Genomic DNA, 6,791 nt, shown 5'->3' on the forward strand with positions numbered 1-6,791 from the left:
TTATGATAAGAAAAATAGGATTATATTTTTTGTCTCTATGGTTATTGTTTTTATTAATTATTATAATCACAGTTGATATTCCTATTTACTGGGGAGAAGATAGTCAGTTTATAGGAATAAATTATCTGTTCTCTCGCAATATAGTTCCTTTTATATGCATTATAGCACTTATTATTGGCGCTTTTTCGTTTTACGACTTCAATCATAAATTAAAAGGGACTCCTGAATTGGCATTTAAAATTACAGAAATAGAAAATATTGATTATGAACATCTGACGTTTCTTACAACATACATTATTCCTTTAGTTTGTTTTAATTTTGACAGTGTTAGATATGAATTAGTGCTACTTATTGTATTGATAATAATAGGGATAATATATATTCGTACAAATTTATATTATGCAAATCCAACTTTAGCTATTTTAGGATTTAGGATATATAAAGTTACTGGAGATTTTGTTAGAATAGGAACAAGAAATAATATTGTTTTGATAACAAGAGATAAACTAGATAAATCTGACAGAGTAAAGTATATAAAATTAGACCCGAACATTTTTTATGCAAAAAAAATAAAATCATGAATAGAGAAGACTTAATACAGCATTTAGGTTTTGTGTCTCAGCCTGAAATTGAAATACAAATTATAATATATGCTATTTTAAAAGAAGAGGAGTTTCCTCGAAAGTTAGATATTAAAGAAACAGATCTACCTAGTTTAGCTGATATGTTTTTAAAGAGTATAAAGAAAAAGATTATAGAAAATGATACATTTTCAATACTTGCTTTATCAACTGCTGATGAACGAACGAACTGTTATTATGAATATGATCTAGATTTACCTGTAGAACTACAAAATCTAGAGAGCGTTATTGGAAATGATGATATCTCTATTTTTAGTTTCAACAATCATAACATTCAAGATATTGACTCCTTAATAATTGTAATCTCACAAGGAGACCAACAGATATCTCTATTTAAAAAATTATCGACTGTTGAAATAATAGGACCAAGTGGTTATTTAGTGTGGAAATCTAATCAAAGGCTTGAAAAATTTGAAGATAGTTTGCTTCGAATCAGTCCAAATTTTCAAGCCATACTTGTTAATAATACAGTAGTAATATTAGATTTGAAATTTATAGAGAGAAGTTTTGGCTTTATTGATGTTATCAAAAGAGAAGCTTTACTTGGACTTAATGCTATAAGAGACATTAATATTATTTCAAACTTAAATACTTTAGAAGAATTAGTTGATGATATTACTTTCGCAAGAAAGCTTACAAAAATAGCACGGAATTCTCCTGTGATCCAGAAAAGTATACCAAATACTGTTATTATAACTTTTACCGAGACACATCCAGCACTTAAAGGTAAAATCAGGTATAATGATACGAAAACTCAAATAAACTTACATACAAAAACAGCGAAAAACCTATTTGTAAAGTTATTAAATGATGATTTTCTTACATCAGAATTAACAAGTTCATATTATGATTCTTTAGCAAAAGATAATATTGATCTTATTGAAGAGGAAATAAATTAGTACGATATTATTAAGTAAGAGGGTTTAAATATTGAGGTCTATGAGTATAGTGCTACAAGCTATGAGTCAAAAGGCGAGCAAATTCTGCTCGCTTTTTTAGTGAAAACCAAAACCTCTTCTAATTCAATGATATATTATCAAAATCATACCGAAACACCACAACTGACTGGCTTTCCTGCTGCCTGCAAATCCTTTCTATCAGCCATTCTCTAAAAACCTCCGCATTCCTAGACTTAATACGATAAGCCAAAGCAATAATTGCATCTAGGTTGTAGTAAACAGTTTGCCGTTCTCTATATGTACCAGAGTTGGCTGTGTATCTGTGAGTATAAGAAACTTCATCCTCCCGCAAGACACCCGATTTTAAAACTGCCCGAAGGTTATTGTTAATCGTTTGAGTATAGACACCAAATAAGGATGCTATTTCATAATGTGTGAGCCACACTGTCTCATTTATCGGTTTGAAAATAACTTCTGTGTTATTATTCTCATCTGTACTGATATATAATTTGCCTGTTTCCATAATTTTGATTTTTAGATTGGTTGATTATTACTGTTAATTTCTTTCTCAGGATACCTCCTGTTTCTTCTGCCGGGTTTATATATCTTTTTATCAGTTTCGGCTAAGGTGTATTTTCCTCCGATATGTTCTGCCAGATTGGTCATATCCTCATTAATCTTTGTTCTTGTGACCTCCGCATAGATTTGGGTCGTTTTTATTGAGAGATGCCCCATCATCTGACTAAGGCTTTCAATGGGTACTCCCTGTGTCAGGCAAACGGTTGTTGCAAATGTAAATCGGCTCATATGGAAAGTAAGCCGTTTGTCAATCTTAGCTGCTTTAGCCAGTCGTTTGAGTTGCCAGTTCATATTCACATGAGTTTGCAGTTGGAAAACTTTTCCATCCGTTCCTGCAAATTCGGTGTTTTGGTATTTGTTTAGGATTTGAATGGGTATATCCAGTAATGGTATGTAAGAAGCTGTTCCTGTTTTCTGCCTGTTCAGGGTTACCCATAAACTGCCGTCTTCCTGTTGTTGGATATTACTGTGCTTCAGATTTCTTAAATCGATACCGGTAATACCTGTGAATGCACAAAAGATAAACATATCCAGGGTAAAGTTCCATGTATCATGTTTGGTCTGTATCTGCATCAAACGTTGTATTTCATCATTGGTAAGCCACGGACGTTTGGGGATGATCCTTTCAGGGATAAAATCAAAGAAAGGGTCTTGGCGGATCAAGCCTTTGTTGAAGGCTCGCTTTATGGTGGTTCGAAGCGGAATCATATTTGCTTTTACTGTTCTGGGTGTCATCTTCAGATCGATTCTCAGGTAATAGGCATAGGCTTCGATAAATGCAATATTGACCTGACCGAAAGGAATATCTTCTATACTATACTTTTCAACTAGAAATTTTTTCAGATGTTTATAAGCATTCGGATAGACAACATAGGTCGATTCGGTTATCTTGACACCGACACTCTTTCGTTTTTCTTCCACCAGTTCCCCATATTCCTGCATCAGACTGGTATTCTTTGTTCCGATACCTTTGAGTGCATTTTTCAGGGCTTCGGCTGTTACATAGCCGTTTTCTTCTACCATGTGTTTGTAATGATCCGCTAATGTTGTTTTCAGTTCGTCTATCTGACGGTTGATATAAGCAGGTTCGTTGGTGGTATCAGTTTTCTTCATTGGTTTCAGGATAGCTAATCCGTCTTTGGTATCCCAACATTCGGGTAGAATATCCAAGCCTGTGCTGAAAGCTGTATTTTTACCGTCTATACTGATACGCCCCACTATTGGACACTTACCTGACTTCTTTGTTTTACTTGTATTCAGATAGAATAATATGCTGAATGTGCTTCTGTTATTTTTATCTTGGTGTGTATGCTGTATATGTTGCATCTGTTGCATGGCTATATATGTTGAATTTATAGATTTATGAATTGCTTAATTAATTTATTGATCAATTAAGTAACAGTAAATATTTATTTTTACATTTTATAACTATCTCTCGCTATTATACTTACCAAAGTAATAAATAGGTTTGAGATCTTAATCTATTGATTGTTATTCAAAAGAATCTAATTTATGATTTATTCAGATTTGTAATTTATTCCGGAAAGTTGAATTTGCCTACAAGACGGTTTGATAGTTGCTTCATATCGCTTCCTATCTTCTCATTATTGACACGGGCGTACCGTTGGGTGGTCTGAATATTGCGATGCCCCATCATTCGGCTGACACTTTCTATGGGTACTCCCTGAGAGAGGCAAAGTTGGCTTGCAAATGTATGACGGGCAACATGGTAGCTTATTTTAGTTGCTATACCACAGTGTTTTGCGACTGCTTTTAGAGCATCGGTGATGCGTCTATGAGATAATACAACAAAGACAGGGTCATCTTTACCTGTTCCGCTTATACCTTTGTATTTCTCTATAATCCGAATCGGTATATCCAGTAACTTTACATTGAATGTAATATCTGTCTTTTGCCTGCTCTTGAATATCCACAGGCTACCATCTTCTTCCTGAATAATATCTTTCCAGACAAATCCTTTGAGATCGGCATACGATAAGCCTGTGAATGCTGCAAATACAAATAAGTCCCGAATGAAAGACTGACTGGATGATTCTATAGGAGTAGACATTAATCGTTCAAATTCTTCGGCTGAAAGCGATCTGATTTGGAATTCGGGTTTTTCGATTTTGTATCCATAGAAAGGAGGGTGTGTGATCAGGTTACGATGTAAAGCAATACGCACAGCTTTCTGTAACAAGGCGACTATCGAAACAATGGATTCAGATTTCAGTTTACGCTCTACCCGCAGGTTAAAGTCATAGGCTTCGATAAAGGGCAGGTCTAATTGAGAAAGAGGGATATCTTCAACATTATACTTTTCTTTCAGAAAACGTTTTAGGTTTTTATAGGCTGTTATGTATTTGAAGTAAGTTGAAGGGGCACGATCGATACCAATTCGTGAGTGAAATTCCTGCATCATCTCTTCAAACAGCACAAGCAGAGTTTTCTGTGCGGTGGCTATTCCTTGAAACGCATTTTTGACCTGTAGGGCTGTTACTTCTCCTGTACGGTCTAAGATATCTTTGTAATGGGAATGAATGGAGAGGTTGATTTTGTTTATCTCCCGATTTAACTCAACAGCAATTTTACTTTTGCCGATTGCTCGTCCTGATTTTACATTCCAGAGATTTTCAGAAACAGATAATTTTGAACCAAATTGGGCGATACTGTTACCGATAATAATCTTCCCGACGATGGGATAGATTCTGGAGGAATCTACATGGGTCTTACTTAAACTTTGTTCTCTTTTGAGGTAGAAAGATACCTTTAATTCTTGTTTCATTTTGGCTCACATTTTAAGTTTTTAAATTACTTTTTCTGTGAGTTATTTGAATGGAGCAACAGGCAGACAATTAATGCTTTAATCAGTCAAATGGCGACGCCGGTTTGCTGTGTTTTGCTTCGTCTAAAATGGGTAACGTTTTAGAAACGGAACGTCTGCTGTATTCTGCTTAAATGCTTGTTTTTGACCTTAGACAGTAGATGACAGAGAAAGACGCTTCTCTCTGATTGCCATTTGGTTACCGCTTATTTCTATTCCTTGCTCTTGAGGGTCTAGGTTGGGATGGCAGTTGGATAGAGGAGACTTCTCTCAATTATTCTATGTTTCTAAGTTTGCTGCTAAACAAGCAAACGGAGAAGGAGCTAGTATAGATCTGCATGACTTTATTACATTCTATCCTAAAAATCCAGGAGAAAATGTGGCAGGTGATATTCCTTACAGCTACGGAACTTGGTATGGCGTGAGATATTGTAAAAGACTAACTCCCCAAGAATTAGGATATTAAGTATACTATATTCCGGGAAAACATGACAAAAACTTGCCCGACTATGATGAGCCATTAGTATACATTGCTAGGAAAAATTCAGATGGAACTATTCCGGCACCTAAACCTACATCGTGATAAAATATTCCGCCGCCAATCCCCATATAATTGAGAGTGCTGTATGATATACTCGCATAAGGCATCCAAACTTGCTCTTTTCCGGTTGTTATTACTTTTTGAATAGGGGTGAAGTTGTAAGCAAACTTTGATAATTTGTTATTCTGCACGCCTATTTCGTATGAAAGCTGCCCATTTTCGTTATCAAAAAGCGTATTTGCGTACTTCCTTTCCAAATTCCAATCTTCTACTGTTGCATCCTTCGATTTCGCAGTATCGATTTCCGAGGTTTCTATACCTGTTGAATCTTTCTTGTAAACAGGAATATATTTAATGTCTCCCGGCACATTAACAATGTAGGGAATAGGAATATAGGCTGTATCGGTTATCGTTTCACCCTTTACATACTTTACGTCAATATCTGGGACGATTATTGATTTACAGATAAAAAATACGGAAATACTACCAACCAGTAAACCAATGAATAAACCGATCATCAGATAGCTAATATTGAATCTTATTTGGGTTGTATTCATAATTTTTTAAAACTTTAAATTGTTTGTTTTCTATACATATCAGATTTTCGTGTATAGAAAAATAGAAATATCTATACACGAAAAAAAATTTCATCTCATTATCCTGTTTTGCAAATCAAAACCTGCGATCACATCACCCATTATAGCCTCTACACCGTTTTCCATTCTCGACATTGCAGCAACTATTTTAATATAGTTAGCACCGCTATGTTCTGTCAGAATAGAATCCTTGGAAACCCCCGACCACTTAACCACTGAATCAATATAATTCTGTGTATTGTTTTCGCTAGGAGGTGCCCACGATCTAATTACCTTTTCAATCGTATTTAAGCCCTTTTTTCGGTAAGTATCTAATACTGCAAACATGGCTCTATAACCGTAAGCCATAGATGTAAATTGTTTGAAACTCTTATCTTTAGATGGGATAATTTCACCTTGGAATTTATCTCCGTTTATTCGGATATTTCCCGGATTACAATTTCTTAAACCTCTACTCATTTTCTTTTTCCTCCTTTTCTTTTAATAATTCGGTTATTCCTTTCAATATGTCGTCTTTGTGCTCTAGTAAAACGGCTATTTCCTTGATGCTCTTATTCATTTTTCGCCTATCCTTATCCTGTGCTTTTTCTAATACCGATTTCCATTCTATGAATATCAGAAAGGCACTTGCTAATAGGGTAAAATAGGGTAATGGTGCAATAAAAGAGGCTAGTACATCAAACATGAAGGCAAAGCATAGTAATCCGTAAT

9 protein-coding genes are annotated in these 6,791 nt (G+C 34.9%); 3 read left to right on the top strand and 6 right to left on the bottom strand.

The annotated features are described in order from the left end of the window. The first annotated feature begins 2 nt into the window (after positions 1–2). Positions 3–581: an anti-phage protein KwaA gene (gene kwaA / locus CLV62_RS18035; protein ID WP_110312175.1), complete on the top strand. Its 579-nt coding sequence runs from the start codon at positions 3–5 to the stop codon at positions 579–581. Next, entirely contained in the window at positions 578–1,540 is a 963-nt protein-coding gene (gene kwaB, locus CLV62_RS18040) for an anti-phage protein KwaB (protein ID WP_110312176.1), read from the top strand. Before kwaA ends, kwaB begins: the two co-directional genes overlap by 4 nt. Before the next feature lie 118 nt (positions 1,541–1,658). Here kwaB and rhuM read toward each other — a convergent pair whose 3' ends face one another. The 3 genes from rhuM to CLV62_RS18055 form a co-directional block, all read right to left on the bottom strand. Continuing rightward, on the bottom strand, positions 1,659–2,063 hold the full coding sequence (rhuM, locus tag CLV62_RS18045) for a RhuM family protein (RefSeq protein WP_110312177.1): 405 nt from the start codon (positions 2,061–2,063) through the stop codon (positions 1,659–1,661). An 11-nt stretch (positions 2,064–2,074) separates the two neighbouring features. Beyond that, positions 2,075–3,445, bottom strand: coding sequence for a site-specific integrase (locus CLV62_RS18050; RefSeq protein WP_110312184.1), 1,371 nt, complete (start codon positions 3,443–3,445; stop codon positions 2,075–2,077). A 208-nt stretch (positions 3,446–3,653) separates the two neighbouring features. Then, positions 3,654–4,904 carry a site-specific integrase gene (locus CLV62_RS18055; protein WP_110312178.1) on the bottom strand — a complete coding sequence of 417 codons (1,251 nt, stop codon included), beginning with the start codon at positions 4,902–4,904 and terminating at the stop codon, positions 3,654–3,656. 277 nt (positions 4,905–5,181) lie between these two features. Here CLV62_RS18055 and CLV62_RS18060 point away from each other — a divergent pair, with 277 nt between their 5' ends. After that, positions 5,182–5,409 (top strand): hypothetical protein, encoded by a 228-nt coding sequence (locus CLV62_RS18060; RefSeq protein WP_110312179.1) that lies wholly within the window; start codon positions 5,182–5,184, stop codon positions 5,407–5,409. A gap of 41 nt (positions 5,410–5,450) precedes the next feature. Here the strand turns inward: CLV62_RS18060 and CLV62_RS18065 are convergent, their stop codons facing one another. From CLV62_RS18065 to CLV62_RS21785, 3 genes are all read right to left on the bottom strand, one after another. Next, positions 5,451–6,041 carry a hypothetical protein gene (locus CLV62_RS18065; protein ID WP_110312180.1) on the bottom strand — a complete coding sequence of 197 codons (591 nt, stop codon included), beginning with the start codon at positions 6,039–6,041 and terminating at the stop codon, positions 5,451–5,453. Between the two features lie 90 nt (positions 6,042–6,131). Next, complete coding sequence (locus CLV62_RS18070; RefSeq protein WP_110312181.1) at positions 6,132–6,539, bottom strand: structural protein P5; 408 nt, start codon at positions 6,537–6,539, stop codon at positions 6,132–6,134. After that, the coding region (locus CLV62_RS21785) for a hypothetical protein (protein WP_394337212.1) at positions 6,532–6,791 on the bottom strand (260 nt) is incomplete at its 5' end. The genes CLV62_RS18070 and CLV62_RS21785, both read right to left, overlap by 8 nt.

This window comes from Indolivaga alginatilytica (assembly GCF_003201355.1).
Taxonomy (GTDB): Bacteria; Bacteroidota; Bacteroidia; order Bacteroidales; family Dysgonomonadaceae; genus Dysgonomonas_A; species Dysgonomonas_A alginatilytica.

Bases quoted from the DNA above. Each gene is read 5' to 3' on its own strand.
- rhuM (WP_110312177.1), bottom strand. From the start codon at position 2,063: ATGGAAACAGGCAAATTATATATCAGTACAGATGAGAATAATAACACA.
- kwaB (WP_110312176.1), top strand. From the start codon at position 578: ATGAATAGAGAAGACTTAATACAGCATTTAGGTTTTGTGTCTCAGCCT.
- CLV62_RS18050 (WP_110312184.1), bottom strand. From the start codon at position 3,445: ATGCAACATATACAGCATACACACCAAGATAAAAATAACAGAAGCACA.
- CLV62_RS18070 (WP_110312181.1), bottom strand. From the start codon at position 6,539: ATGAGTAGAGGTTTAAGAAATTGTAATCCGGGAAATATCCGAATAAAC.
- kwaA (WP_110312175.1), top strand. From the start codon at position 3: ATGATAAGAAAAATAGGATTATATTTTTTGTCTCTATGGTTATTGTTT.
- CLV62_RS18065 (WP_110312180.1), bottom strand. From the start codon at position 6,041: ATGAATACAACCCAAATAAGATTCAATATTAGCTATCTGATGATCGGT.
- CLV62_RS18055 (WP_110312178.1), bottom strand. From the start codon at position 4,904: ATGAAACAAGAATTAAAGGTATCTTTCTACCTCAAAAGAGAACAAAGT.